The following is a 24,738-nucleotide window of genomic DNA, read 5'->3' on the forward strand; positions in this document are numbered from 1 at the left end:
AACGGCGCGGGGATGCCCCAAAATGCCGGGTTTTTTATGACGCGGCGGGAACCATTCTGCGATTCCCGCCTCGGGTGTTTTTGGCTTAAGATGCAATTCAAGCATGCAGACGTGGCAAGGGCCGGGCGGACTCCGCCCGGCCCCCGTTAGTCCGCGGTGGTGACCAGCGTTTCGGGCTTTCCGGCCTTCATCAGGGCGACGAAGCGCTCGAACAGGTAGTGGCTGTCGCGCGGGCCCGGCGAGGCCTCCGGGTGGTGCTGCACCGAGAAGGCCGGTCGGTCGGTGAGGGTGAGGCCGCAATTCGAGCCGTCGAAGAGCGAGACGTGGGTCTCCAGCGCCGTCTCGGGCAGGCTCGCCGGATCCACCGCGAAGCCGTGGTTCATCGACACGATCTCGACCTTTCCGGTGGTCTTGTCCTTTACCGGATGGTTCGCGCCGTGGTGGCCCTGCGCCATCTTCACGGTGCGGCCGCCCAACGCCAAGCCCATGAGCTGGTGCCCGAGGCAGATGCCGAAGGTCGGCACTTTTTCCTCAAGCAGCGCCCGGATCACCGGGACCGCGTATTCGCCGGTGGCGGCCGGATCACCGGGGCCGTTCGACAGGAACACGCCGTCGGGCTTCATCGCCATGATCTCAGCGGCGGTGGTGGTGGCGGGCACCACGGTCACGTCGCAGCCGGCTTCGGCCAGAAGCCGGAGGATGTTGCGTTTCACGCCGTAATCGATGGCGACGACCTTGAGGCCTGTGCCGGGCTTGCGATCACCGTAACCGGCCTTCACGTCCCAGATGGTCTGGGACCATTCCGAACGCTCCCGACTGGTCACCGGCGGCACGAGGTCGAGGCCTTCCATCGGGGCGAGGGCGGCTGCCCGCGCCTTCAGGGCCTCGCGGTCGAAGCGACCCTCCGGATCGTTGGCGATGATCGCGTTCGGCATGCCGTGGTCGCGGATCAGTGCGGTGAGCGCCCTAGTGTCGACACCGGTGATGCCGACGATGCCGCGGGCCTTCAGCCAGGCGTCGAGATGGCTCGACGAGCGCCAGTTCGACGGGTTGGTCACGGCCGACGCGATCACGGTGCCCCGCACCCCGGAGGCCGGTGCCGCGTCGAGGCTCTCGAGATCCTCGTCGTTGGTGCCGGTGTTGCCGATATGCGGGAAGGTGAAGGTGACGATCTGGCCCGCGTAGGACGGGTCGGTCAGAATCTCCTGATAGCCCGTCATCGCGGTGTTGAAGCAGACTTCACCATCGGCGATCCCGGTCTGGCCGATGCCAAATCCCTCCAGCACGGTGCCGTCGGCCAGGACCAGGAGGGCGGTGGCGATGGGTTCGGCCCAGGGAGCGGGGGGCGCGGGCACGGCAGGCGTGTGGACGCCTTCATCTTGCAGCATCGGCGTGATCTCGCTTATGTCCGGCCGATCCCGGCGCCGTAGAGCGGCGCATGCGGGCGGCTTGTCGTGCGGCGCTCATAGCGAGCGTGCCGCGTTAGGGTCAATGTGGCCCTCGCGTCGGCGCGTCTCAAGAACCCCGGTTCGCGCAGCAATTCGCAGACCACGCCGTCGATTCGCTACCCCGGGTTCATTTTTCAGGAGTCACACGATGCTGCGCGCCCGTCTCACCACCGAGATGAAGGAAGCCATGAAGGCCGGCGACAAGGCGAAGCTCGCCACCGTCCGGATGATGCAGGCCGCCCTCAAGGATAAGGACATCGAGGCGCGCGGCCTCGGCAAGGAGCCGGCTTCCGAGGAGGAGATCCTCGCGCTCCTGCAGAAGATGATCAAGCAGCGCAACGAATCGGCCGCGGTCTACGATCAGGGCGGCCGGCCCGAACTCGCCGAGAACGAGCGCAACGAGGTCGCGATTATCCAGGGCTTCCTTCCGCAGCAGATGGACGAGGCCGAGACCCGCGCGGCCATCGACAAGGCGGTGTCCGAGACCGGCGCTTCCGGTCCGAAAGACATGGGCAAGGTCATTGCCGCCCTGAAGGGCGCCTATGCGGGCCGCATGGATTTCGGCAAGGCCAGCGGACTCGTGAAGGATGCGCTGAACGCCAAGGCGTAAGGCCGGTCGCCCAACGCCGTTTCCGGGCGTTGGGGACTCCTTAAGCCGGGGCTGCTAAGATGCACAGTCGCAGAGGTTCGGTTCCTGCCGTGCGTTACCCGCCCCACATCCTCGAAGAGATCCGTGCGCGCCTGCCCGCATCCGACATCGTGGGGCGGCGCGTCCGGCTGAAGAAAGCCGGTCGCGAGTGGCGCGGCCTGTCGCCGTTCAATGCCGAGAAGTCGCCATCCTTCTACGTCAACGACCAGAAGCAGTTCTATCACTGCTTCTCTTCGGGCAAGCACGGCGACGTCTTCACCTTCCTGATGGAGACGGAGGGCCTGAGCTTTCCCGAGGCGGTCGAGCGTCTGGCGGCGGAGGCGGGCGTGTCCCTGCCGGCGCCCAGCGCCGATGCCCGAGAGCAGGAGACCAAGCGCGCCGGAGCGCTCGACGTCATGGAGATGGCGGCCGCCTTCTTCGAGGAGCAGCTGGCGGGCCGCGCCGGCATCGAGGCGCGCGCCTATCTCGATCGGCGCCAGCTCGGGCCGGAAATCCGGTCGCGCTTCCGCCTCGGCTACGCGCCCGGCGACCGTTATGCCCTGCGCGACTTCCTCGCCGCGAAGGGCGTGGACAAGGATCTGATGGCCGAGGTCGGTTTGCTGAGCTCGGGCGACGACATCAAGGTTCCGTACGACAAGTTCCGCGACCGGGTGATGTTTCCGATCACGGATTCACGTGGGCGCGTCATCGCCTTCGGCGGCCGGGCGCTGCAGAAGGATGCCAAGGCGAAGTACATGAATTCGCCGGAGACGCCGCTCTTCCACAAGGGGCAGCTGCTCTACAACCTGCACAATGCCCGCAAGCCGGCGCATGACCGGGGCGTGATCATCGCCGTCGAGGGCTACGTCGACGTCATCGCGATGACCATGGCGGGTCATCCCAATGCCGTGGCGGGCCTCGGCACGGCTCTGACCGAGGAGCAGATCGGTCTGCTGTGGCGCAATGCCGATGAGCCGATTCTGTGCTTCGACGGTGACGGGGCCGGTCAGCGCGCCGCTTTCAAGGCCCTCGACGTGGCCCTGCCGGGGCTCACGCCGGGCAAGTCCCTGCGCTTCGCCATGCTGCCCGAGGGCCAGGACCCGGACGATCTCCTGCGCTCCGAGGGCAAGGGGGCGATCGATCGGGTCCTGGAGGGGGCGCGCCCCCTGGTCGAGATGCTGTGGTCGCGCGCCACGGACGGGGCGCCCCTCGACACCCCGGAGCGCCGAGCCGGCCTCGCCAAATCGGTGCGCGAGATGGTTGCCTCGATTCGCGACGAGACCGTGCGCGGGTTCTATCGCGACGAGATCGAGGGCCGGCTTCGGGCCTTGTCGCCCCAGGCGAGCCAGGGACGGCGCGGGCCCTGGGAGCCGCGCACCGCGTCCGCACGCCCCGCCTTCCAGCGGACGCCGCGACCCGGCGACCCGCCGCCCTCGCCGCGAATCACCACCAAGTTCAACCCGCTCTTTGCCGGGGAGACCAGCGCTTCGGGGCCGGTCGCGTACCGGGATCGCGAGGCGATGATCGTGTCCAGCCTTCTGGTCCACCCGGAACTGCTCGGGATCGAGGCGGAGGATCTGGCAGAACTCGAACTCGGCGACCCGGACGCGCAGGCGCTGCGATCTCTCTTGCTCGACAGCCATGCGGATGCGGATCAGCCCGGCGTCGAGGTGCTGGAGAGCCGCTTGAAGCGGGCCGGACTGATCGAAGCCGCCGCCCGCCTGGCCAGCCATGTTCGCCCCGGAGACCGATGGACCCTTGACGCGCATGCCGATCCTGTGCGTCTCGAAGACGCATTGCGTCAGGCCGTGATCTTGCACCGCAAGGCTGGCGCGCTAAATAGCGAACTCCGCCTGGCGGAACGGGCGCTGGTCGAGGACGAGACGGAGGCGAACTTCGCTTGGCTGTGCGACGTGAAGGCCCGTATGGCAGTCATCGCGGGTGCGGAGGCGGATGAAGTGGTGCCGGACGCGGATGAGGCGTCCGCATCCTGATCATCCGTCGCGAACGAATTCGGCCGCTCTTGGCGGCTATGGTTAACAATCGGTCAAGCGTCTCGCTTGCATACCGGGATCTGACATCGACGCGGCTGTCACTTCGACGGTCCGCACATCACATGCATTGCAGCGTCGATGACGCGGAGTGGGCGACACGCTCCCGCGCGACACTGACACGACAACCATAGGCGGACCATGGCGACGAAGGCAACGGAACGGGACGAAACGGATGCTGCTCCGGAGCAACAGACCGACGGGCCGCTTCTCGATCTGACGGATGCCTCCGTCAAGCGGATGGTGAAGCTCGCGAAGAAGCGCGGCTACATCACCTACGAGGAGATCAACGAGGTTCTGCCCGACGGCCAGTCCGATCCCGATCAGATCGAGGACGTGCTGTCCCAGCTGTCCGAGATGGGCATCAACGTCGTCGAGGCGGAAGAGACCGAGGAGACGACGGAGACCAAGGCCAGCGGCGAATCCGAGGACGAGGACGGCGCCGAGGGAACCGAGGTCGCCGAGATCGCGCCGACGAAGCCCGTCGCCCTGCGCGCCGAGACCACCAAGGAGCCGACCGACCGCACGGATGATCCCGTGCGAATGTACCTGCGCGAGATGGGTTCGGTCGAACTCCTGTCCCGCGAGGGCGAGATCGCCATCGCCAAGCGCATCGAGGCCGGTCGCGAGGCGATGATTGCCGGGCTCTGCGAGAGCCCGCTGACCTTCCAGGCCATCATCATCTGGCGCGACGAACTCGTCGACGGCCGGGTGCTCCTGCGCGAGATCATCGATCTCGAAGCCACCTATGCGGGACCCGACGCGAAGAACGCGATGGCGATCGCCGACGGCGCCGAGGAGACCGAAGAGGGCGAATCCGATACTCCGACGCCGCCCGAGGGCGACGATGACGACGACATGGAGAACAACGTCTCCCTCGCCGCCATGGAGACGGAGATCAAGCCGCGCGTCCTCGAGACGTTCGACAACATCGCCAACAACTACCGCAAGCTGCGCAAGCTGCAGAACGAGCATGCCGAGCTCAAGGCCTCGGGCGGCACCCGCACCGATTCGCAGGAGCGCAAGCAGGACGAGCTGAAGGACGCCGTCGTCACCGACGTGAAGTCGCTCTCCCTCAATGCCAACCGCATCGAGGCCCTCGTCGAGCAGCTCTACGACATCAACAAGCGCCTTATCTCCCATGAGGGCCGGCTGATGCGCTACGCCGAGAGCCACGGCGTCGCCCGCGACGAGTTCCTGCGCCACTACCAGGGCTGGGAGCTTGACCCTAACTGGATGGAGCGCGTCGGCAGCCTCGGCGGCCGCGGCTGGAAGAATCTCGTCGAGAAGGGCTCGGGCGAGGTCGCCCGCCTGCGCGAGCAGATTCTGACCCTCGCCTCCGAGACGGGCCTGGAGATCGGCGAGTACCGCAAGATCGTCAACATGGTCCAGAAGGGCGAGCGCGAAGCCCGGCAGGCCAAGAAGGAGATGATCGAGGCGAACCTGCGCCTCGTGATCTCGATCGCCAAGAAGTACACCAACCGCGGCCTGCAGTTCCTGGACCTGATCCAGGAGGGCAATATCGGCCTGATGAAGGCGGTCGATAAGTTCGAGTATCGCCGCGGCTACAAGTTCTCCACCTACGCCACCTGGTGGATTCGTCAGGCGATCACCCGCTCGATCGCCGATCAGGCCCGCACCATCCGCATCCCGGTGCACATGATCGAGACGATCAACAAGATCGTCCGCACCTCGCGCCAGATGCTGCACGAGATCGGCCGCGAGCCGACGCCGGAGGAACTGGCCGAGAAGCTGGCCATGCCGTTGGAAAAGGTCCGCAAGGTCCTCAAGATTGCCAAGGAGCCGATCTCCCTCGAAACGCCCATCGGCGACGAGGAGGACAGCCACCTCGGCGACTTCATCGAGGACAAGAACGTCGTCCTGCCCATCGACGCGGCGATTCAGAGCAATCTTCGTGAGACGACGACACGTGTCCTCGCCTCGCTGACCCCGCGCGAAGAACGCGTGCTGCGCATGCGCTTCGGCATCGGCATGAACACCGATCACACCCTCGAAGAAGTCGGCCAGCAGTTCTCGGTGACCCGCGAGCGCATTCGTCAGATCGAGGCGAAGGCTCTGCGCAAGCTCAAGCACCCGAGCCGCTCGCGCAAGCTCCGCAGCTTCCTCGACAACTAGCGCCTCAAACCACCCGCTAGACCGTGTGCTGACGATCAATCATGGGAGGGCCGGCGCTTCGGGGCGCCGGCCTTTTTCATGGGCGGACCTTCGGCCTTGCCCATCACATCTGCGCTGGTCCCGCCCGTCAGCTGTACGGTTGAAGGTGCCGGGTCCGCGCGATACTCACAAAAGGCGTCGGCGGCCGTTGCCGGATGCCGCCTCTCAACCCACCTTGGCCATATGCTCGATCGAGGCCCGCCCCAGCCTTCTCCCACCGCCGAAGCCGACGGCTCGGAGGCGGCCGACGTTCCCTTCGGCGCCCTCCAGCAATGCGTGGCCCTGCGAGACTGGCTGCTGAGCGAGGGGGCTCGGATGCCGAAGGCGGAGGACCTGCTGTCGGGTCTCGCCGAGCGCCTGATCCGCCTCGACGTGCCGGTCGACCGCGCCACCACCGCCATCGACGCGCTGCATTCCGAATATTCCGGCGTCGGCCGCTTCTGGACCCGCGAGACCGGTTCCACCGTCCGGCTGTTCCCGCACGGGGAAGCGTCCGACAAGGCCTATCGCGAGAGCCCGTTCCACCGGGTGCACGAGACCGGCGAATGGCTGATCCTCGACCTCGCCGAGACGCCGGACGACGCCTACGCGGTGATCCCGGACCTGAAGGCCGAGGGCTACCGGCACTACATCGTGGCGCCGCTGTTCTTCACCAACGGCACCCGCAACGGCATCTCCTTCGCCACCCGGTCCCCGGACGGGTTCCGCGACGAGGATGTGGCGATCATGCGCTTCGTCATGCCGACGCTCGCCGCCGTGATGGAGATGCGCAGCGTCAACAAGCAGCTCGACCACGTGCTGCGGATCTATGTCGGCGACGAGCCGCACAAAGCCATCCTCGGCGGCTCGATCCGTCGCGGCCATGTCCAGCGCATCCGCTCGGCGATCCTGTTCGCCGATATGCGCGACTACACCCGAATTTCGGCCGACATGACGCCGGAGGAAGCGGTCGACCTGCTGAACATCTTCTTCGACTGTCTTGTGCCCGCCATCGAGCGCGAGGGCGGAGAGGTCCTGAAATATCTTGGCGACGGCCTGCTGGCGATTTTTCGCGAGCCGGGGGACGATCTTGGGGGCGCGGCCAAGGGCGCACTCACCGCCTCGCAGAGCGCCATGGCGGCGCTCGCCGAGGCCAATTCGCTCGGTCACTTCGCCAACCCGGTCGCGGCCGGCATCGCCCTCCATCACGGTGAGGCCGCCTACGGCAATGTCGGCTCGGGCGCCCGCCTCGACTTCACCGTCATCGGTCGCGACGTGAACCTTGCGAGCCGCGTCGCCCGCCTGAATCGGACGCTCGGTGAGCCGATCCTGATGACGAAGCCGTTCGTCGATTTCCTCTGGGACATGCCGGAACCCCTCGGCGAACATGCCCTCGACGGGTTCGCCGAGCCGATGGGCGTCTATCGTCCGACGCGCCCTCCGGTGGCCTGAGGCCACCCCGCGAGCCGTCCTCTCGGCCAAGCCCTGCTGTTGGCCAAGCCTTGCTGTTGGCGAGTCGTGGCTGTGGCCAGTCGTGGCCCTTCCCGAGTCCTGCCTTCGGGCATAACGGGGATTGACCCCGGCGGGCGGACGGCCCACATCAGGAGCGTTCCAGGGAGATCCCCGGCAAGGGGCTGAGAAACCGATGGCCGTCCGTTCGCGGATGGCGGCGCGGAAATCCTTCGAACCTGACCCGGTTCATACCGGCGTAGGGATTGGACCGCGGGTTTCTCATCAAGCCCGGCACGCTTCACCGCCTGAAGCTGCAGCCCCACCAATCTCGACGCCCGTTGCGGAGATTGCGTTGGACGTGACCCCGAAGGCCTGCATCAATCTGCGACGGACACATGGCGCTGCGCCGCCGGTCGCCGTCCCTCCGGCGCGCAGCGACGTCGTCGTGGTCGGCGGGGGCCTGATCGGCCTCTCGGCCGCCTGGCGCTTGGCGCAGGGCGGTCGGTCCGTCACCGTCCTGGAGCGTGACACCGTCGGCGCCGGAGCGAGCCTGGCCGCCACCGGTATGCTCGCCCCTGCCGCGGAGCACGAGCCCGGCTCCGATCCGCTGCTGCCGCTCGCCCTCGAAAGCCTGTCGCGCTGGCCGGGATTTCGCGACGATCTTCAGGCCGCGTCCGGTCTCGATATCGATTACCGGCAGGAGGGTACCCTGGTGCTCGCCCTCGGCCGCGACGAGGTCGAGCGCCTGCGCTTCCGCCACGATCTCCAGAAACGCTCGGGCCTCGATGCGCGCTGGCTCACCGGCCCGGACGTCCGCGCCCGCGAGCCGCGCTTGCGGCCGGCCGTCACCGCCGGTCTGTTCTGTCCGCACGATCATCAGGTCGATCCGGCTCGGGTGATGGCGGCCCTGGTGCAGGCCTGCCTTGGGGCCGGCGTCACCCTCGTGGAGGGCTGCCCGGTCGCGGCGCTCGACTGGAGCGCCAGCCGGGTCACGGGCGTGCGCCATGCCCACGGACTCACCCTCGCGGACACCATCGTGCTCGCGACCGGCGCCTGGAGCGGCGAGACCGGTCTGCTGCCTGATTCGCTCGCCCTGCCGGTCCGACCCCTGCGCGGCCAATCCCTGGCCCTGCGGACCACCGCCCGCACCGGAACCCTCGCCCATATGGTCTGGACCGAGCAGGTCCACATGGCGCCGAAGAGCGACGGTCACCTCATCGTCGGAGCGACGGTGGAGGATTGCGGCTTTGTCGCCGGTGTCACCGCCGGTGGCCTCTTTGCCCTGTTGGAGGGCGCCCGCCGCGTGCTGCCGGGTATCGAGGAGATGGCGGTCGAGGCGGTGTGGAGCGGATTCCGCCCGACTTCCGACGACGACGCCCCGATCATCGACGCGCTGGCGCCCGGCCTCGTCGTCGCCACCGGCCATCATCGCAACGGCTACCTGTTGGCTCCGGCCACCGCCGACGCGGTGGCGGCCCTGGTCGCCGACGGGACGCTTCCGGCTTACGCACGCGACTTCGGGCTCGCCCGCTTCGCGAAGCCTGAACCCGCGAGGGCCTTCGCGTGAGACTCACCGTCAACGGACAGGCCCGCGACAGCGCCGCCGCCGATCTCGACGCCCTGTTCCGGGAGGAGGCCGAGGAAACCGGCCTCGACAGCCCGCAGGGCATCGCCATCGCGCTCAACGGCGCGGTGGTCCGGCGGCGCGATTGGGCCGCGACCCGGCTCGCCGAGGGCGACCGCGTCGAGATCGTCCGTGCCATGCAGGGAGGCTGAGGAATGACTGAACCCGCGAACGACACCGATGCGCTGGTGATCGGCGGCGTGAGCCTGGGCTCGCGCCTGTTTATCGGCACGGCCGGCTACCCGACCCAGAGCATCCTCTTCGAGGCGGTGGCGGCCTCCGGCGCCGAAGTGGTCACGGCCTCGATCCGCCGCGTCTCGCTGCAGGGACACGGATCGGACACCCTGCGCCGGCTGAAGGGGCACCGGTTCCTGCCCAATACGGCCGGCTGCGAGACGGCGCGAGACGCGATCATGACCGCTGAACTCGCCCGCGAGGCGCTCGACACCACCTGGATCAAGGTCGAGGTCATCGGTGACCGCGAAACGCTGTATCCCGACGTCGCCGAATTGTTGGAGGCCTGCCGCCACCTGGTCGATGACGGGTTCACGGTGCTGCCCTATTGCAACGACGATCCGGTGGTGTGCCAGCGTCTCGCCGATCTCGGCTGCGCTGCCGTGATGCCGATGGGCTCACTGATCGGTTCGGGCATGGGGGTGGCCAATCCCGCCAACCTGGAACTCATCTGCCGCCGCTCCCCCGTGCCGGTGATCGTCGATGCAGGCATCGGCACGGCCTCCGACGCCGTGATCGCCATGGAACTCGGGGCTGCGGGTTGCCTCCTCAACACCGCCGTGGCCAAGGCGGACGATCCCGTCCGCATGGCCCGCGCCATGCGCAGCGCCGTCCAGGCCGGCCGCGACGCGCATCTGGCCGGCCGCATTCCGAGGCGCGGCCGGGCCGAACCGTCGAGCCCGCAGCTTGGCCTCGTCGGCTCGTGAGCCGGTTCGGTTTGGGCGAGTTGTCCACCCGTTGCGGGCGTCGGCCGGCATGAGATCGCTGCCGGCATCGCTGCTGGCGGTAACGGAGCGTTCCTCCGTGGCGCCACCGGACCTCGCCGCCCGCCAACTCCTAGGCACGCTCGAAGGCCTGATGCGGGGTGGTGTGCGCTGGGTCTGGTTCCGGGAGCGGGACTTGGCCCCGGACGAGCGTCGCGCACTGGCCCGCGACGTCGTCGACCTCGTCGGAGCCCGGGGCGGGTTCGTTTCGATCGGGGGTGATCCCGCCCTGGCGCTGGATCTCGGAGCCGAGGGCGTTCACCTGCCCGGCGGGGCAACTCCGGTCGATGTGGCGTCGGCACGCGAGCGTCTTCCGCGCGGCTGCCTCGGAGTGTCGGCCCACGGCCTCGCCGAGGTCGAGGCTGCGGCGCGCGCAGGCGCCGACTATGTCACCTTGAGCCCGATCTTCGCGACCGCGAGCAAACCGGGCTACGGTCCGGCCCTCGGGCCGCAGGCGCTGACGGCGGCGGCGGCGTTCCGCATCCCGGTGATCGCGCTCGGAGGCATCACCCCCGACCGCGTCGGACTCTGCCGCGAGGCCGGGGCCGCCGGCATCGCGGTGATGGGCGGGCTGATGCGCAGCCCCGATCCCGAGGCGGAGGCGCGGGCCTACGGCGCGTCGCTCGATGTGCGATCCGGCCGCAGCGGATCGGGGAGAGGTTGAGCGATGTGGGGTCCAAACCGTTTCCTCGACCTGGTGCCGGTGCAGCATCCGATCATCCAGGCGCCGATGATCGGGCCGAAGCCGGCGCTCGCAGCCAGCGTCAGCGCGGCGGGCGGCCTGGGCTCCCTGGCCTGCGCGGCGATGACGCCTGACCTCGTGCGGACCGAAGTCGCGGCGCTGCGCGCGCGCTCCGAGCGGCCGTTCAATCTCAACTTCTTCTGCCACGTGCCGGAGGCGCCGGACGCCGCGCGCGAGGCGGCTTGGCGCAGCCGGCTCGAACCCTACTACGCGGAGTTCGGGCTCGACCCGGCCGCACCCATCGCCATGGCGCAACGCGCGCCCTTCGATGCGGCCATGCTGGCCGTCGTGGCGGATCTCAGGCCGCCGGTCGTCAGCTTCCATTTCGGCTTGCCGGAGCCGAGCCTCCTGTCACCCCTGCGGGCGCTCGGCTGCCGCATCCTCGCGTCGGCGACGACCGTGCGCGAGGCGCGCCGGCTCGCCGAGCGCGGAGTCGACGCCATCATCGCCCAGGGAGCCGAGGCGGGCGGCCATCGCGGCACGTTCCTCGGCGGTGATCCCGCGACGCAGGTCGGCACGATGGCGCTGGTGCCCCAGGTGGTCGATGCGGTCGCGGTCCCGGTCATCGCCGCCGGCGGGATCGCCGATGCGCGCGGGATCGCGGCGGCCTTCATGCTCGGCGCCTCGGCCGTCCAATTGGGGACCGCCTATCTCCTCACCACGGAGGCGGGATTATCCGCTCCCCATCGCGACGCATTGCGCCGGGCCCGGGACGAGGACACCACGATCACCAACGTGCTGACGGGCAAGCCGGCGCGGGGCGTGATCAACCGTGCGATCCGTGAACTCGGGCCGCTTCGCGCGGACGCTCCCGTCTTCCCCACAGCCGCCATCGGTTTGCAGCCCCTGCGGATCGAGGCCGAACGGCGCGGGTCGGGTGACTTCTCGCCACTCTGGGCCGGTCAGGCCGCACCGCTCGCCCGCGACATCGACGCCGGACGCCTGACTGTCGAGCTGGCAGAGCAGGCCCTGGCGCTTCTCCGACGGGCCTGACGTCCGATCATTTCGCCGTAGACGGCCCGTAGGGCGGCCGCGGGATCGCCCGGTGGGCCGCGCGCAGGGCCGCGGACCAACGCTCGCGCAGGTCGTGGAAGTAGCTCTCGCCGGCCTCGATCCGGTGATTCACCTCGAGGTCGAGGGCGTTGCGGCGGGCGAGCGCGATGTCGATGGGCAGGCCGACGCCGAGATTCGAGCGCATGGTCGAGTCCATCGAGACCAGCCCGACCTTGAGAGCGTCGTAGAGATCGGTCTCGTATTTCACCGCGCGGTCGAGGATGGGCTTGCCGTATTTGTGCTCGCCGATCTGCAGGAAGGGCGCATCGCCGCTGCATTCGATGAAGTTGCCAGCCGAATAGATCAGGTAGAGCTTCATCGGATCGGTGCCGATCTGGCCGCCGAACAGCAACGAGACCGAGAAACGCAGGTTCGCCGCCTCGAAGCCGGCTTTCTCGATCTCCCGCACCCGGCGGATGGCGCGGCCGACGAGCTGGGCCGCCTGGAACATGGTCGGCGCCTCGACGAGCTTCATCGTCGGCTCGCCGGCATCGCCCTCGACGCCCTCGGACAGGAGGCTGAGAACCGATTGGGTAATCGAGAGATTGCCGGCGGAGGCCAGCATCATCACGCGCTCGCCCGGCACGTTGAAGTGGTGAAGCTTGCGATAGGTCGAGATGTCGTCGAGCCCGGCATTGGTCCGGGTGTCGGCGATCATCACAAGGCCCTCTTCCACGAGGACGCCGACACAATAGGTCATGATGCGATCTTTCCCGCGCGGCCGCCTGGAATCAGGACTGGACGCTGGCCTGTGCTTGCTCGACGCGGAGGGTCACGTCGAGGGTCTCTGTCCCGCCACCGAGGCGGCTGCCGCGGATCGGGGCCGCGCCGAGATAGTCGAGGGCGACCGCCACGCGGATATGGGCCTCGGTGGTGGCGATGCCGTGGGCCGCATCGAAGCCGATCCAGCCCAGGCCCGGCACCAGGGACTCGGCCCAGGCATGGCCGGAGCCCTGATCCGCGTCGTCGTCGGCGTGGTGGAAGTAGCCCGACACGTAGCGCGTCGGAATTTCGAGGTGCCGCGCCGCCGCGATGAACAGGTGGGTGAGGTCTTGGCAGACGCCCTTCTCCTGGCTGAAGGCCTGCGCCGCGTTGGTGCTGGCGCTGGCCGGACCCGGCACGAACGCGACCCGCTCGTGAACGGCGGCGAGCAGGCGATGCAGGCAGGGCAGGGGCGCCGGATCGCCGGCCGCCGCGATCTCGCGCGCGAAGTCCTGGATCGCGTCGTTGGCCAGGGCGAGATCGGAATCGCGCAGGTAGAACACGTCCGGCAGCCGCTCGATGGTGCCGCGCACGATGCCGTGCATCTCAAGGGTATCGACTTCGCCCGTCACCCGGATCGACAGGGCCTCGGCCGGCTCGTCCGCCGTGAACCAGTGCACCACGTTACCGAAGCCGTCCTCGCGCTCGCTGACCCGGCCATCGACGGAGGGCTCGATGCGCCAGCGCCGCACGTACTGCCCGTCATGGTCGCGCGGGCGCAGGCGCAGAACCTGGATCAGGCCGCGAGCCGGCTGCTCGTAGGTGTAGTTGGTCTCGTGAAAGACGCGGATTCGCATGCAACGACCTTTGCGCGGCGTCGGGTTCGAGCCGGCCCTATACCAGATATTGCTCGATCACCGCGGCGCCGAGACGATTGTTCTCGACGATGAACTCCGTCACGAACTCATGGAGGCCCGACGAGAAGATGCGGTTGATGTTCTCGCCTTCGAGACGCGCCAGCGTGTTGCTGGCCAGGCGCTGGCTCGCGCCGCGCCGGCCATAGGCATCGGCGATGAGATCGAGATGCTCCACCAGCATGCCGTAGCAATTGGTGAAGGAGCGCGGCATCTGCCGGTTGAGAATCAGCAGGTCGGCCACCAGCAGGGGCTTCACGCTCTCCCGGTAGACCCAGTGATAGGCGTTGAAGGCCGAGACCTCGCGCAGGATCGTGGTCCACTGGAAGTAGTCGAGGCTGCCGCCGATCTTCTCCGTGGCGGGGAGCAGGATGCGGTACTTCACGTCGAGGATGCGGGCGGTGTTGTCGGCCCGCTCGATCGCGGTGCCGAGGCGCGTGAACCAATACGCGTCATTGCGCAGCATGGTGCGGTAGGCCGAGCCGTCGAAGGCGAGGGAGACGCCCTTCACCCAGTCGAGAAAGCGGGTGAACTCGTCGCGGTTGAGCTCGCGCCCCTCGTAGTTGCGCAGCTCGAGCCAGGCCCCGTTGATCGCGTCCCACATCTCGGTGGTCAGCGCGGTACGCACGCTGCGGGCGTTCTCGCGCGCAGTCTCGATGCAGGAGCGGATCGAAGATGGGTTGTGCGGGCTGAACGCCAGGAAATCGCACACGGTGGCTTCCGTGACGCTGTCGTAGAGCGGCTTGAACACCTCCGGGTCGCCCGCCGACGCCAGGGCCGAGGCCCACTCGTTGGTCTCGCCGCCGCCATAGCTGGACGGCAGGGCGGCGAGGCGCAGGGCCGCATCGAGGATGCGGGCCACGAACTCCGCCCGCTCGGCGTAGCGCGAGAGCCAGTACAGGTTGTCGGCGGTCCGGGACAGCATGGGGTTCCATCGGGACGTCGGCCGGCGTCGGATCACGCAGACCGCAGGGCGGGGAGGACTATGCGGGTGGGGGCACCGCGTTGAAAAGGCGTCCGACGCGAAACGTCGTGTCGGACGCCCGTCGATGTCTCAGGCGTCGAGGACCCAGGTGTCCTTGGTGCCGCCGCCCTGGCTCGAATTGACCACCAGCGAGCCCTCCTTGAGCGCGACCCGGGTGAGGCCGCCGGGCACGATGCGGATCTCGTCCGAGCCGCACAGGACGAACGGGCGCAGATCCACGTGCCGGGGCGCCACGCCGGAGGCGACGAAGGTCGGGCAGGTGGAGAGCGCCAGGGTCGGCTGGGCGATGAAGCCGTCCGGCGCGTGTTTCAGCTTGCGCCCGAACTCCTCGATCTCGCGCTTGGTGGCGTGCGGCCCGACCAGCATGCCGTAGCCGCCCGACCCGTTGACCTCCTTCACGACGAGTTCGGAAAGGTTGTCCATCACGTAGGCGAAGGCCTCCTTCTCGCGGCAGCGATAGGTCGGCACGTTGTGCAGGATCGGCTCCTCACCGGTGAAGAACTTCACGATCTCCGGCATGTAGCTGTAGACCGCCTTGTCGTCGGCGATGCCGGTGCCGACCGCGTTGGCCAGCGTCACCGTCCCGCGCTCGTAAGCGTTCATGATGCCCGGAACGCCGAGGACGGAATCCGGGCGGAACACCAGCGGGTCGAGGAAGTCGTCGTCGAGGCGGCGATAGAGCACGTCGACCCGGCGCGGACCTTCCGTGGTGCGCATGTAGACGACATCGTCCTTGGTGAAGAGGTCGGAGGCCTCGACGAGGTCGACGCCGAGTTTGTCGGCGAGGAACGAGTGTTCGTAGAAGGCCGAGTTGTAGCGGCCGGGTGTGAGCAGGGCGACGGTGGGATCGCGGGTCGCCGTCGAGGGCGCCAGACTTCGCAGGGTCGCCAGCAGGGCGTCGGGATAGTTCTCGACCGGGGCGACCCGGTGGCGGGAGAACAGCTCGGGGAACAGCCGCAGCATCACCTCGCGGTTCTCCAGCATGTAGGACACGCCGGACGGGGTCCGGGCATTGTCCTCCAGCACGAAGAAGTCGTTCTCGCCGGTACGGACGATGTCGATGCCGGCGATGTGGACGTAGAGGTCGTGCGGCACCCGGAAGGCGCGCATCTCCATGCGGTAATGCGGATTGCGGTAGACGAGGTCGGCCGGGATCACGCCGGCCTTGATGCATTCCTGGGCGCCGTAGATGTCCTTCAGGAAGGCGTTGATCGCCGTGACGCGTTGCTTCAGCCCGCGTTCCAGGAAGCTCCACTCGGGCTTGGTGATCACCCGCGGGATGATGTCGAACGGGATCAGGCGCTCGGTGGATTCGTTCGCCCCGTAGACCGCGAAGGTAATGCCGATGCGCCGGAACAGCATCTCGGCCTGGCTGCGGCGCGTGTTGAAATGCTCGGGCGGCGTGGTGTCGAGCCAGTGTTTCAGGCTGTCGTAGGCTTCGCGCACGGCGGGGTTGCTCAGCGCCCCGTCGGGCAGCCCGGTCATCTCGTCGAATGCAGCGAGCGCCATTCGCGTCTCCCCCTTGAACACCGTCTAGCTAGGCAAGACACGCGCCAGCGATCGGACATCGGCCCCGAAGGTACCGCCCTGGCGTGTACGGTAGCACGTTCAGATCAACTTCAAGCCCTTGAAGCTCGCGTGTCCCTCGCGACCCAGGATAATGTGATCGTGGATGACGATGCCGAGGGGATCGAGCACTCCCAGGATCTCGCGGGTCATGCGGATGTCGGCGGCCGAGGGCGTCGGATCGCCGGACGGGTGGTTGTGGGCCAGGATGATCGCCGTCGCCGAGAGTTCGAGGGCGCGGCGCGCGACTTCCCGCGGATAGACCGGAGTGTGATCCACGGTGCCGCGACCCTGAACCTCGTCGGCGATGAGGTGGTTGCGGCGGTCGAGGAACAGGATGCGGAACTGCTCGCGCGGGGCGAAGGCCATGGTGGCGCGGCAATAGTCCAGCACGGCGCTCCAGGAGGAGAGCAGCGGCCGATCGGCGATGGCGCCGCGCGCCAGCCGGTGACCTGCCGCTTCGATGAGCTTCAGGTCGGCGATGACCCCGGCGCCGATGCCTTCAATTTCAGCAAGTCGCGCGGGTTCGGCGCTCACCACCTCGGCGAAGCTGCCGAAGCGCCGGATCAGGGCCTTGGCCAGGGGCTTCACGTCCCGGCGCGGAATCGCCCGGAACAGCGCCAACTCGAGCAGTTCGTAATCCGGCAGGGCGTCGGCCCCGCCCTGGGCGAAGCGCGCCCGCAAACGGTCGCGGTGCCCGAGGTAGTGGGGCTCCGCCGGGCCGCTGCCGGCCTCCTCCGGCCCGCCCTCCGGTCGTCGGTCAGGTCTGGGAGGCGGCCGGTCCGTCACGGCGTCGCGGTCAGGCGGCGGTGGGCGCGGGCTGGTGCAGTCCCTTGGGCGACAGGGTGAAGATCTCCGCCCCCGTCTCCGTCACCGCCACCGTGTGCTCGAACTGCGCCGAGAGCGAGCGGTCGCGCGTCACCGCCGTCCAGCCATCGGAGAGCACCTTCACCGCCGGGCGGCCGAGATTGATCATCGGCTCCACGGTGAAGAACTGGCCGGGCTGGAACTTCACGTCGTAGCTCGGCTCGACGTAGTGCAGGATGGTCGGGGCATCGTGGTAGGTGCGCCCGAGGCCGTGGCCGCAGAAGTCGCGCACCACGGAGCAGCGCTCCGATTCGGCATAGGCCTGGATCGCCCGGCCGATATCGGTGGTCGAACCCCCGGGCTTGATCGCCGCGATGCCGCGCATCAGGCATTCGTGGGTGATCTCGCACAGGCGCTGGGCGCGGCGCGGCACCTCGCCGACATACGCCATGCGGCTCGAATCGCCGTGCCACCCGTCGACGATGAGGCAGATGTCGAGATTGACGATGTCGCCTTCGCGCAGGGGCTTGTCGTTCGGGATGCCGTGGCAGACGACGTGGTTGATCGAGGTGCAGATCGACTTCGGATAACCGCGATAGAGCAGGGAGGCCGGGTAGGCGCCGTGGTCCATGGCGAAGGTGTAGGCGAGCCTGTCGAGATGTTCGGTGGTGACGCCGGGGGCGGTCGCCTCCATCAGCACGTCGAGGGCTTCCGCGGTGAGCCGGCCGGCCTTGCGCATACCCTCGAACCCCTCCGGGCCATGGATCGGCGGCTGGGGCGCGCGCCGTCCGCTGTCGGAGACGGCCTGTTCGTTCTGGGTCATGGAAAATTTCGCGAAGCGGTCCGGGGCTGGCTCGAACCCTATGTACGGTGAGGTCGGCGCGAGGCCAACCCTCGCTCCGTTTTCACGCGGCTCGCGCCGTCCGCACTAGGCTTGCGCCGGGCGAGCGGCTAGAGACGGATCTCGGCAGACCCCACGACACGGATGCCCGATCGGGACGATGGCCCGGCGGGCCGGCAGGCAGGACGAGGCGATGGCTGACAAGGCGGTGCCGCATTTCCACAACGAGCCCGGCGTGGCCGTGATCCATGTCGGCTCGAAGGAGTTCATGTGCATCGGGGCCAAGCCCCCGTTCGACCATCCGCACATCTTCCTCGACATGGGCGCCGAGGACGAGATTATCTGTCAGTATTGCTCGACGCTGTACCGCTACCGCCCGACCCTGGCCGCCGGCAACGCCGACCCCGCCATCTGCGTGTGGGACGACCGGACCCCGGCCGCCGCCTGACCGGGCGGATCGGCTCCGTGCCGGGCGACTTCGTGCCAGCATTAAGCATCGCCATCGTGGGGGCGGGGATCGGCGGCCTCACGGCGGCGCTGACCCTCGACGCCGCCGGCCACGCCGTGACCCTGATCGAGCGCCGGACCGGCTTCAGTGAGGTCGGCGCCGGCATTCAGATTTCGCCGAACGCCAGCCGGGTGCTGATCGGGCTCGGCCTCGGGCCGGCCCTGCGCCGGGCGGCGAGCGAGCCCCCCGGGGTCGTGGTGCGGGCGCTGGCCTCCGGCCACGTCATCGGCGGCGTCGCCTTGGGCGCCAGCCTGCGCGAGCAGTTCGGCGCGCCCTACTATGTGATCCACCGGGCCGACCTGCAGACCCTGCTCCTCGACGCCGTGCGCGGGCGCCCCAACATCCGCCTCCTGGTCGGACGCGACGTCACCGCCCTCGCCGAACGGCCGGACGGCATCGACCTCACCCTGGAGAGCGCAAGCGGGTCGCGCAGCGAAACCTTCCCGGCCGATCTCGTCATCGGCGCCGACGGGGTCCGGTCCCGCCTGCGCGGGCATCTCGACGGCCACCGCCTGCGCTCCAGCCGCGCGGCGGCGTGGCGGGCGATCGTGCCGCGCGAGGCCTTCCCGTCCGAGCTCGACGGGGATTCGACGGGCTTGTGGCTCGGGCCGGCGCGGCACGTGGTGCATTACCCGATCCGGGGCGGCCAGCACGTCAACGTGGTGGCGGTCATCCCGGAGCGGACCGGCAGCCAGGGCTGGGGCCAACTCGGCGAGCCCGCCGTGCTGCGCGCCCGGTTTCGCGATGCGGCGGCGCCACTCGCGGCCCTCCTGGCAGTGCCGGATTCCTGGCTGGTCTGGTCCCTCGAGGACCGCGACGCGTCGCGGCCGATGGCCCGCGGCCGCCTCGCCCTCCTGGGCGATGCCGCCCACCCGATCCTGCCGTTCCTGGCCCAGGGCGCGGCGCTGGCGATCGAGGATGCGGCGACCCTGGCCAGGGTCCTCGACCCCCGCGAAGGCCCGCTCGATCCCGGCGCGGCGCTGGCGCGCTACAGCCGCCTGCGCACGGCCCGGGTCCGCCGGGTCCGCCGCGCCGCCCGCGCCAACGGCCGCACCTACCATGCCGGCGCCCTGGTGGCGCCGATCCGCAACGCCGTGATGCGCCGGCTCGGACCCGAGGGCATGAACCGCCGCTACGCCTGGCTCTACGGCTGGACGCCCTGATCCGGCCCGTCCGGACGGGACGTCTTGATCTCCGGATGCGGCCCCGCTACCGCTGATCCCGGCATGCGGACGTGGCGAAACCGGTAGACGCACGAGACTTAAAATCTTGCGGCTGAAAGGCTGTGCGGGTTCGAGTCCCGCCGTCCGCACCAACCCATCATCGTCCGAACGGCCGCGACGACAAACGCGTCGAAAATCTTAAAAGCTGTAGCCGACCCTGAGCCGCATCTGGTGGCGGTCGAAGTTCGTCAGGTCGAGGGGGCCGGGCTCGGTGACGGCGGTTCCGGCCACCTGGAAACTCCAGGTGACGGAGGCCCAGGCGTGGGGGGAGAGCGTCGTGTAGAGGGTCGGCCCGAGATAGACGGCCTGGCCGGCGAGGCGACCGAGGGTCAGCCCGTCATAGGTGCGCGCGTAACGCGCTTCGCCGCCGACGAACAGGCCGGGCTGCACCTGGTAGGCAAGGGCGCCTGCCCATTCGGTGCCCGAGGCGAGCGCGAGGTCATCGCCCGCGTCGAGCCGCGTCGAGGCGAAGGCGACGGTGGCGTTGAGGGCGGCGACGAGCCGGCCCGGGATCAATTCGTAATCCGCCAGCAGCCCGATTTCGGTGCCGACGCTGCGGGCCCTCGCTCCGGACCCGCTGTCGACGGCGCTATAGCTGGGGACGATGTTGAGGGTGAGCCCGAACGGGCCGGTCCGGCGATCGAGGAGGCGCAGGCGGGTTTCCAGGAAGGCGCCCGCCGGGCCGCCGCTCAGCCGCGCCGGATGTCCCGGCACGTCGATCTCGTAGGCATTGAAGGTGATGCCGGGGGCGAGCCGGACATTGCTCGTCAGGGGCACCTTCAGCGCCAATCCGCTGTCGATGGCGACGAACCGCCCGAGACGCTTGCCCAGACGCCCGGAGGTTTCCCATTCCAGCTCCGCCTCGCCGGGGACGCCGAGGTCGCTGCCCTCGGTGAAGCCGAACAGGTGCTCGCTGTCGAGGTCACCGGGGGTGAGGTTTTCCGCGGCCGTCGGAAGGGTCTGGGCCTGGGCGCCGGATGGAAGAAGCGCCTGTCCGCCGGCCAGGGAAACGGCCGCCCATAGCGCGGCGGATGCCGAGCGCGCGTTCGGTCCCCCCCAACCCTGCATCGTCATCCCTCATATTATAGCCAGTGCTATATGAGTTAGGATGAGCGGTATGATTAAGTCAATGCTGTCCGGCGCTGCCGAACCGTGCGCGATCGGCCACCCCGAGGCCGCCAGGATGGATCAGCCGGAGGGTCGATGACCGGACCTGACTCGACCGAGCCGGCTGCGTCGGGGGGCGGAGCAGGGCGCGGCTCGGGATGCCGCGCTTAGCGTCGCTTCCGCCGAAGATAGGCGAGCGCCGCCGCGACACCCAACACGGCCGCGCCGATCACCAGCGGCGAGGCTCCCGGTTGGCGGCGTTGGTCCCGGTCGATTCCCGGTCCGAGAATCCACGCGAGGGAGCGCCGCAGTTCCGCCGGCGCGTCCCGGTCGAACCATTGCCCGTGCGCGAAGATGACCCTGTCCGGGTGGAAGGCCACCAGCCGCTGCGCCGCGTTCAGGACGGCCTGGTGATTGGTGCGCAACAGGAGGCGGAGGTAGAGCGGCGCCTTGCCGTCCGGTGCGACGATCCCGAGGAGGCGCGCGACCGGGCGCATGATCACCGGCAGGAGGTCGCCCTCCAGGTTGATGACGAGATCGGTGAGAAGCAGCGTCCGGCTCGGCCGATGGAACAGGCAGATTTCCCGGAACACCGGCCCGGTGATCAGCACTTGGTCGATCTCCTCGGACCAGACCCGCGGCGACCGGTTCGTCAACTCCGCATCGATCCGGACACCCGAGCGGCGCACCTGTCCCCGATCCTCGAGTCCCGGCACCGCCCAGGTGATCGCGTTGGGGCAGGCACCCTGCCAGTCCCGCAGGAACATCCAGTGCCCCACGCTCGGCGCCACCAGGTGGCCGATGCGTCCCAGCCGCTCCAAGGCGCGCTGAAGCTCCGGGCGGTACGGGACCGGCGAATGCAAAAGCAGCTCGCCGCCGGCTAGCCGCAGCACCGTCATGCGGATCGGCAGCGGCAGGCCGCCCGCATGGATCGGCGCCGCATCGACGATCCAGACACCATCGGTGACCGGCTTCGGAATGTTCAGGGGCGGATAGCTGATGTCCTGAGCATCCTGGATCTCTCGGGTGTCATGATACTCGTGGGCCAAGCGCTCGAACTCCCTCGCGGATGTGGTCGCCTGGGAGAACGCGAAGCCGCAACCCCGGGGTCCCTGCGCCGAATCGCGGGGGCGGTTTTCGGGCCGTCTCGCGAATGCCCGTCCCTCACCACCGGACCGCGACAGGGCCGGTCCCGATGCACGCATCGGTTCCGTCCGGTGCTCCGGGCGTGACGGAATTCACCGATCTGTCTCGTCGTTCGTCGGCATGGCCGGGGTTCGGGCTTGAGCGACCTTGCCGCTGACCAGTAAACGGGACCATGTCGCGCCGTATTCGCGCGACCGTCTTTCCCTGAGGAGCCCGCATGACCCCGGATCAGGTGATTCTCGTTCAGGACAGTTTCGCCAAGGTCCGGCCCATCGCCGACACGGCGGCGGATCTGTTCTATGGCCGGCTGTTCGAGATCGCTCCTCAGGTTCGCCCGATGTTTCCCGATGACATGCGGGAACAGAAGAAGAAGCTGATGGCGATGCTGGGCCTGGCGGTGACCAATCTCCACAAGCCGGAGACCGTGGTGCCGGCCCTCCAGACCCTCGGCCGCCAGCACGTGTCGTTCGGAACCCAGGCCGCCCATTACGAACCCGTCGGTGCGGCCCTCCTTTGGACCCTGGAGCAGGGCTTGGGGCCGGATTTCACCCCGGAGGTGCGCGAGGCTTGGGTGGAGACCTACGGCTTGGTCGCGAGCGTCATGAAGGCCGCGGCGGCCGAGGTCCGGCCCCCCGCCGCCCCCAGCGCAGCATGATCCGGCCTCGCGGCCTCTCGGGGGCTCCGGAACCAACCGGCCGGACACGCGTCTGCGTGATGGTTTCCCATGTGCAAAGGGCCCCGATGCGCCGCCGCCTGTCGCCCCTTCTCTCCGGCCTCGTCGCCGCCCTGGTCCTGGCCTGTCCCGCCGCCGCCGAGGTTCTGATCTCGGTCGACAAGGACGCGCAGCGCATGATTGTCGCGGTCGACGGTCAGACCCGCTACACGTGGCCCGTCTCGACCGGCGCCGACAGCTACGACACTCCGAGCGGAGCCCACCGGCCGTTCCGGATGGAGCGCACCCATTTCTCCCGCGAGTTCGACGACGCGCCGATGCCCAATGCGATCTTCTTCACCGGGCAGGGACACGCCATCCACGGTACCAACCAGACCCGCCGGTTGGGCAGCGCGGCCTCCCATGGCTGCGTCCGACTCGCGCCGAAGAATGCCGCGACCCTGTTCAACCTCGTGAAGGCCGAGGGCATGGCCCGGACGCGGGTGGTCATCGAAGGCAGCGCGATCATGGCCTCCCGCCGCCGCCGCCAGGACGACGACGGCATCATGTCGGCGGGGATGCAGATGGGACGCGAGCCCTCCGGTCGTGTCGAGCGACCGGTCGTGGCCTTTCGCGCGGTCCCGCGCCGATCGTCCGCCTACGATGTCGGCGATCCGGGCTTCGACGGTGGTCCCTACGGTGTCGGCGACGGCCTCGATTGATCCGTCAGGGCCGCGTTCACGACGCGCCTCATCGCCACGCATTCGCCCGCTGCGTGTCGTGATCTGGCGCGTCGTGGTTTGACGCATCCTCTACGGATGCGTCGTGTACTGACGCGTCTTGGACCGGCGCGGCGAGAGACAGGATGACGGTCTCGACCCGGTTCCGCCCCGCGCGCTTGGCCCGGTAAAGGGCATCGTCGGCGGATCGCAGGAGATCGTCGGCCCCGGTCGCCAGCCTTCCGAGATGACCATGGGCCGTCGCGACGCCGACGCTGACCGTGACGCAGGTGCCGCCCGGCAGTCCTGGATGCGGATAGGCGAGGCGCAAGACCGCCGCGCGCAGGCTCTCGGCGATGGTCGCGGCCTGGCCGGGATCGTTGCCGGGCAGGAAGGCGATGAACTCTTCGCCGCCGTAGCGCGCGACCTGCGCCCCATAGGCCCCGGCTGAGTCGGCCAGAGCCTCGGCCACGCAGCGCAGGCAGCGGTCGCCCTCGAGGTGTCCGGAGGTGTCGTTGAGACGCTTGAAGGCGTCGATATCGATGAGGGCCAGGGTTGCCCATTCTCCGCGGGCGCAGGCCTCCTGCCAGCCGGCCTGCAGCCGCAGCGTCGCACTGCGGCGGTTGGGCAGCCCGGTGAGCGCATCCGTTTCGGACAGGATGGTCAGGCGCGCATTCGCCTCGGCCAGGTCCACCTCGCGGGCCGCCTTCTCCAGGGTGAGCAGGAAGGATTCCTTACGGGTCCATTCGCGCGAATAGGCGAGCTTCAACGGGACCAGGATGAGGCTGGCGATCAGCAGGGGCAGGCCGGTGGCCTCGCTCCGCGGAAGTGCGATCCCGATCACGTAGGTCGCGTAGAGGGCCAGGGCGCTGCCGGACAGCACAAGGCTGTGCCGGAAGGACAGCGGTGCGATCATACCGACCACCATGGGCACGATCACCGCGATGACCAGATAAGTGTCCGCGTGGGCCGGCGGGGCGATCCGGGCGCTGTTCAGCACGATGGCCATGTCGAGCAACGCCACGCCCGTCACGAGGGCGGCCTGACGCCGGGCCGTCGTGATGCCGCCCAGGGCCAGGATCGCCAGCGTGCAGAGGGGGATGAACACGGCCAGCGTCAGGAAGGCCGGAATGAAGAACCGTTCGGAACCGAACAGGTCGTAGTCCATCTTCAGGGAAATGACGTTGAAGACGATGAAGATCAGGAGCCAGGACTGAATATAGGTGCCCGACGACCACCGGATCGTGGCGTCGAACTGGTGTTCGAGGTCTCCCGGCAGGCGAAGACGGTACCAGGGCCTGCAACGGGCTCCTTCGATCAGGCTTGGCCCGATCAGACATGGCCCGATCAGACATGGCTCGATCAGACTTGGCCCGTTCAAAATTGGATTTACGGTGTCCATGGAGATCTGCCAGCTT

Annotated in this window: 23 protein-coding genes, 1 tRNA gene and 1 riboswitch; of the genes, 14 read left to right on the top strand and 10 right to left on the bottom strand. The window is 68.6% G+C overall.

Annotation, left to right across the window (positions count from 1 at the left end):
* Window positions 1–146: 146 nt before the first annotated feature.
* On the bottom strand, window positions 147–1,388 hold the full coding sequence (gene carA / locus ASF60_RS21275) for a glutamine-hydrolyzing carbamoyl-phosphate synthase small subunit (RefSeq protein ID WP_056189939.1): 1,242 nt from the start codon (window positions 1,386–1,388) through the stop codon (window positions 147–149).
* A 208-nt stretch (window positions 1,389–1,596) separates the two neighbouring features.
* Here carA and ASF60_RS21280 point away from each other — a divergent pair, with 208 nt between their 5' ends.
* The 9 genes from ASF60_RS21280 to ASF60_RS21320 all read left to right on the top strand — a co-directional run bounded on the left by ASF60_RS21280 (window position 1,597) and on the right by ASF60_RS21320 (window position 12,090).
* Complete coding sequence (locus tag ASF60_RS21280) at window positions 1,597–2,058, top strand: GatB/YqeY domain-containing protein (protein WP_056189940.1); 462 nt, start codon at window positions 1,597–1,599, stop codon at window positions 2,056–2,058.
* An 89-nt stretch (window positions 2,059–2,147) separates the two neighbouring features.
* Window positions 2,148–4,070 (top strand): DNA primase, encoded by a 1,923-nt coding sequence (gene dnaG / locus ASF60_RS21285; RefSeq protein WP_056189943.1) that lies wholly within the window; start codon window positions 2,148–2,150, stop codon window positions 4,068–4,070.
* A 198-nt stretch (window positions 4,071–4,268) separates the two neighbouring features.
* Window positions 4,269–6,263 (top strand): RNA polymerase sigma factor RpoD, encoded by a 1,995-nt coding sequence (gene rpoD / locus ASF60_RS21290; protein ID WP_056189947.1) that lies wholly within the window; start codon window positions 4,269–4,271, stop codon window positions 6,261–6,263.
* Window positions 6,264–6,485: 222 nt separating this feature from the next.
* Entirely contained in the window at window positions 6,486–7,733 is a 1,248-nt protein-coding gene (locus ASF60_RS21295; RefSeq protein ID WP_056189950.1) for an adenylate/guanylate cyclase domain-containing protein, read from the top strand.
* A 152-nt stretch (window positions 7,734–7,885) separates the two neighbouring features.
* Window positions 7,886–8,014, top strand: a riboswitch (TPP riboswitch).
* A gap of 95 nt (window positions 8,015–8,109) precedes the next feature.
* Entirely contained in the window at window positions 8,110–9,300 is a 1,191-nt protein-coding gene (thiO, locus tag ASF60_RS21300; protein ID WP_056190102.1) for a glycine oxidase ThiO, read from the top strand.
* The gene (thiS, locus tag ASF60_RS21305; protein ID WP_056189952.1) at window positions 9,297–9,509 is read left to right on the top strand and encodes a sulfur carrier protein ThiS; all 213 of its coding nucleotides are present in this window, start codon (window positions 9,297–9,299) and stop codon (window positions 9,507–9,509) included. Before thiO ends, thiS begins: the two co-directional genes overlap by 4 nt.
* A gap of 3 nt (window positions 9,510–9,512) precedes the next feature.
* Complete coding sequence (locus tag ASF60_RS21310) at window positions 9,513–10,298, top strand: thiazole synthase (protein ID WP_056189954.1); 786 nt, start codon at window positions 9,513–9,515, stop codon at window positions 10,296–10,298.
* 49 nt (window positions 10,299–10,347) lie between these two features.
* The gene (locus tag ASF60_RS21315; protein ID WP_056189958.1) at window positions 10,348–11,019 is read left to right on the top strand and encodes a thiamine phosphate synthase; all 672 of its coding nucleotides are present in this window, start codon (window positions 10,348–10,350) and stop codon (window positions 11,017–11,019) included.
* Between the two features lie 3 nt (window positions 11,020–11,022).
* On the top strand, window positions 11,023–12,090 hold the full coding sequence (locus tag ASF60_RS21320) for an NAD(P)H-dependent flavin oxidoreductase (protein WP_056189961.1): 1,068 nt from the start codon (window positions 11,023–11,025) through the stop codon (window positions 12,088–12,090).
* 7 nt (window positions 12,091–12,097) lie between these two features.
* Here the strand turns inward: ASF60_RS21320 and ASF60_RS21325 are convergent, their stop codons facing one another.
* The 6 genes from ASF60_RS21325 to map all read right to left on the bottom strand — a co-directional run bounded on the left by ASF60_RS21325 (window position 12,098) and on the right by map (window position 17,947).
* Complete coding sequence (locus ASF60_RS21325) at window positions 12,098–12,850, bottom strand: hypothetical protein (RefSeq protein ID WP_056189963.1); 753 nt, start codon at window positions 12,848–12,850, stop codon at window positions 12,098–12,100.
* Between the two features lie 31 nt (window positions 12,851–12,881).
* The gene (locus ASF60_RS21330; protein ID WP_056189966.1) at window positions 12,882–13,709 is read right to left on the bottom strand and encodes a transglutaminase family protein; all 828 of its coding nucleotides are present in this window, start codon (window positions 13,707–13,709) and stop codon (window positions 12,882–12,884) included.
* 37 nt (window positions 13,710–13,746) lie between these two features.
* Entirely contained in the window at window positions 13,747–14,691 is a 945-nt protein-coding gene (locus ASF60_RS21335) for an alpha-E domain-containing protein (protein WP_056189969.1), read from the bottom strand.
* A 129-nt stretch (window positions 14,692–14,820) separates the two neighbouring features.
* A complete protein-coding gene (locus ASF60_RS21340; RefSeq protein ID WP_056189972.1) occupies window positions 14,821–16,260 on the bottom strand; it encodes a circularly permuted type 2 ATP-grasp protein in 1,440 nt (479 codons plus the stop codon).
* Between the two features lie 99 nt (window positions 16,261–16,359).
* Window positions 16,360–17,106, bottom strand: coding sequence for a RadC family protein (radC, locus tag ASF60_RS21345; RefSeq protein WP_056189975.1), 747 nt, complete (start codon window positions 17,104–17,106; stop codon window positions 16,360–16,362).
* A gap of 10 nt (window positions 17,107–17,116) precedes the next feature.
* Entirely contained in the window at window positions 17,117–17,947 is an 831-nt protein-coding gene (map, locus tag ASF60_RS21350) for a type I methionyl aminopeptidase (protein ID WP_056189977.1), read from the bottom strand.
* A gap of 211 nt (window positions 17,948–18,158) precedes the next feature.
* Here map and ASF60_RS21355 point away from each other — a divergent pair, with 211 nt between their 5' ends.
* From ASF60_RS21355 to ASF60_RS21365, 3 genes are all read left to right on the top strand, one after another.
* Window positions 18,159–18,413 (top strand): zinc-finger domain-containing protein, encoded by a 255-nt coding sequence (locus tag ASF60_RS21355; protein ID WP_056190104.1) that lies wholly within the window; start codon window positions 18,159–18,161, stop codon window positions 18,411–18,413.
* A 32-nt stretch (window positions 18,414–18,445) separates the two neighbouring features.
* Window positions 18,446–19,636, top strand: coding sequence for an FAD-dependent monooxygenase (locus ASF60_RS21360; protein WP_056190106.1), 1,191 nt, complete (start codon window positions 18,446–18,448; stop codon window positions 19,634–19,636).
* Between the two features lie 65 nt (window positions 19,637–19,701).
* Window positions 19,702–19,788, top strand: a tRNA-Leu gene (locus tag ASF60_RS21365).
* Window positions 19,789–19,834: 46 nt separating this feature from the next.
* Here ASF60_RS21365 and ASF60_RS21370 read toward each other — a convergent pair.
* Together ASF60_RS21370 and ASF60_RS21375 are read right to left on the bottom strand one after the other, a co-directional pair.
* A complete protein-coding gene (locus ASF60_RS21370; protein WP_056189979.1) occupies window positions 19,835–20,764 on the bottom strand; it encodes a hypothetical protein in 930 nt (309 codons plus the stop codon).
* Between the two features lie 206 nt (window positions 20,765–20,970).
* Entirely contained in the window at window positions 20,971–21,852 is an 882-nt protein-coding gene (locus ASF60_RS21375; RefSeq protein ID WP_244478537.1) for a DUF4336 domain-containing protein, read from the bottom strand.
* 314 nt (window positions 21,853–22,166) lie between these two features.
* Here ASF60_RS21375 and ASF60_RS21380 point away from each other — a divergent pair, with 314 nt between their 5' ends.
* Both ASF60_RS21380 and ASF60_RS24110 read left to right on the top strand, forming a co-directional pair.
* Window positions 22,167–22,604 (top strand): globin family protein, encoded by a 438-nt coding sequence (locus ASF60_RS21380; RefSeq protein WP_056189981.1) that lies wholly within the window; start codon window positions 22,167–22,169, stop codon window positions 22,602–22,604.
* Between the two features lie 86 nt (window positions 22,605–22,690).
* Complete coding sequence (locus ASF60_RS24110; RefSeq protein ID WP_244476754.1) at window positions 22,691–23,323, top strand: L,D-transpeptidase; 633 nt, start codon at window positions 22,691–22,693, stop codon at window positions 23,321–23,323.
* Between the two features lie 28 nt (window positions 23,324–23,351).
* On the opposite strand, the gene ASF60_RS21390 is transcribed toward ASF60_RS24110, so the two are convergent.
* Window positions 23,352–24,722: a GGDEF domain-containing protein gene (locus tag ASF60_RS21390; RefSeq protein WP_156634349.1), complete on the bottom strand. Its 1,371-nt coding sequence runs from the start codon at window positions 24,720–24,722 to the stop codon at window positions 23,352–23,354.
* Between the last annotated feature and the right edge of the window lie 16 nt (window positions 24,723–24,738).

This window comes from Methylobacterium sp. Leaf113 (genome assembly GCF_001423325.1).
Taxonomy (GTDB): Bacteria; Pseudomonadota; Alphaproteobacteria; order Rhizobiales; family Beijerinckiaceae; genus Methylobacterium.

Excerpts from the sequence above, each read along its gene's own strand:
- carA (WP_056189939.1), bottom strand. The coding sequence starts at position 1,388 with ATGCTGCAAGATGAAGGCGTCCACACGCCTGCCGTGCCCGCGCCCCCC.
- ASF60_RS21280 (WP_056189940.1), top strand. The coding sequence starts at position 1,597 with ATGCTGCGCGCCCGTCTCACCACCGAGATGAAGGAAGCCATGAAGGCC.
- rpoD (WP_056189947.1), top strand. The coding sequence starts at position 4,269 with ATGGCGACGAAGGCAACGGAACGGGACGAAACGGATGCTGCTCCGGAG.
- ASF60_RS21295 (WP_056189950.1), top strand. The coding sequence starts at position 6,486 with ATGCTCGATCGAGGCCCGCCCCAGCCTTCTCCCACCGCCGAAGCCGAC.
- ASF60_RS21310 (WP_056189954.1), top strand. The coding sequence starts at position 9,513 with ATGACTGAACCCGCGAACGACACCGATGCGCTGGTGATCGGCGGCGTG.
- ASF60_RS21315 (WP_056189958.1), top strand. The coding sequence starts at position 10,348 with ATGAGATCGCTGCCGGCATCGCTGCTGGCGGTAACGGAGCGTTCCTCC.
- ASF60_RS21320 (WP_056189961.1), top strand. The coding sequence starts at position 11,023 with ATGTGGGGTCCAAACCGTTTCCTCGACCTGGTGCCGGTGCAGCATCCG.
- ASF60_RS21325 (WP_056189963.1), bottom strand. The coding sequence starts at position 12,850 with ATGACCTATTGTGTCGGCGTCCTCGTGGAAGAGGGCCTTGTGATGATC.
- ASF60_RS21330 (WP_056189966.1), bottom strand. The coding sequence starts at position 13,709 with ATGCGAATCCGCGTCTTTCACGAGACCAACTACACCTACGAGCAGCCG.
- ASF60_RS21335 (WP_056189969.1), bottom strand. The coding sequence starts at position 14,691 with ATGCTGTCCCGGACCGCCGACAACCTGTACTGGCTCTCGCGCTACGCC.
- ASF60_RS21340 (WP_056189972.1), bottom strand. The coding sequence starts at position 16,260 with ATGGCGCTCGCTGCATTCGACGAGATGACCGGGCTGCCCGACGGGGCG.
- map (WP_056189977.1), bottom strand. The coding sequence starts at position 17,947 with ATGACCCAGAACGAACAGGCCGTCTCCGACAGCGGACGGCGCGCGCCC.
- ASF60_RS21355 (WP_056190104.1), top strand. The coding sequence starts at position 18,159 with ATGGCTGACAAGGCGGTGCCGCATTTCCACAACGAGCCCGGCGTGGCC.
- ASF60_RS21370 (WP_056189979.1), bottom strand. The coding sequence starts at position 20,764 with ATGCAGGGTTGGGGGGGACCGAACGCGCGCTCGGCATCCGCCGCGCTA.
- ASF60_RS21380 (WP_056189981.1), top strand. The coding sequence starts at position 22,167 with ATGACCCCGGATCAGGTGATTCTCGTTCAGGACAGTTTCGCCAAGGTC.
- ASF60_RS24110 (WP_244476754.1), top strand. The coding sequence starts at position 22,691 with ATGCGCCGCCGCCTGTCGCCCCTTCTCTCCGGCCTCGTCGCCGCCCTG.
- ASF60_RS21390 (WP_156634349.1), bottom strand. The coding sequence starts at position 24,722 with ATGGACACCGTAAATCCAATTTTGAACGGGCCAAGTCTGATCGAGCCA.